This is a genomic window from Flexibacter flexilis DSM 6793 (assembly GCF_900112255.1).
Lineage (GTDB): Bacteria > Bacteroidota > Bacteroidia > Cytophagales > Flexibacteraceae > Flexibacter > Flexibacter flexilis.
Genome location: NZ_FOLE01000046.1, coordinates 1 through 1,157, shown reverse-complemented (window position 1 = coordinate 1,157; position 1,157 = coordinate 1). Strand labels below are relative to the sequence as shown.

The 1,157-nt window shown below is 44.6% G+C and carries 1 protein-coding gene; it reads right to left on the bottom strand.

The genetic code is table 11. The annotated features are described in order from the left end of the window. Positions 1–1,157 (bottom strand): PKD-like domain-containing protein (locus BM090_RS18645; protein ID WP_177200022.1); only part of this gene is annotated, 1,157 nt, incomplete at both ends.

Sequence of the window (1,157 nt, the reverse complement as noted above, 5' to 3'; positions counted from 1 at the left end):
TCCATGGCGCACTGCCCGTCAACACCACACTCAAATTCGCACTGCCACCAGAACATATATTACCTGTACCCGACAAACTCGCCGTTGGTAGTGGTTTTACCGTTACATCTACTGTTATAGTATTTCCACTACAACCATTTGCACTAGAATTTATAGTATAACGTACTACACCTGAGCCTGTTAGTATTTGGGCAATGGTACTACCACTACCTGCTGAAAAACCACTCACTGTTCCACTTACCAAACTGGCTGTCCAGCTCATAGTCGTAGTGGGTACTGTACTCGTCAAGGCTATATTAGTTGCTCCTCCACTACACAATGTCTCACTAGATGGTGTCGCTGTTATTACTGGCAATGGTTTTACTGTTACTGTCGCACTACCTGAAACAGTGCCTGTACAGTTCGCATCACTCACACTCACCAAATTGTATGTCGTCGTTGTACTTGGACTTACACTAATTGTATGTGGCGATACCAATATATTATTTACGGTTACATTTCCTGTGCCGTCATTATACACCAAACTCCATGGGGCTGTTCCCGTCAACACCACACTTAAACTCGCACTGCCACCAGCACATATATTACCTGTACCCGACAAACTCGCAGTTGGAGCTTGTTTCACTGTTACATCTACTGTTATAGTACTTCCACTACAACCATTTGCAGTGGCCGTAATTGTATAACGAACTACTCCAATGCCCGTAAGTGTCTGAGCTATAGTGCTGCCACTGCCTGCTGAAAAACCTGATACACTGCCACTTATGCCTGATGCCGTCCAGCTAAACGTAGCACCCGCTACACCACTCGTCAATGCTATGTTCGTACTTGTCCCACTACAGATTGCATCACTTGGTGGGGTAGCTATTACATTTGGCAACGGATTTACTGTTACTGTTGCACTACCTGATACAGTGCCCGTACAATTCGCATCACTTACACTCACCAAATTGTATGTCGTCGTTGTACTCGGACTTACACTGATTGTATGTGGCGAAGTTAAGATATTATTGACTGTTACATTTCCTGTACCGTCATTATACACCAAATTCCATGGGGCACTGCCCGTCAAGGCTATACTAATGCTGCTACTTGCTCCACTACAAATAGTGCCAACACCCGAAAGGGTTGCTGTTGGTAATGGTTTTACCGTTATA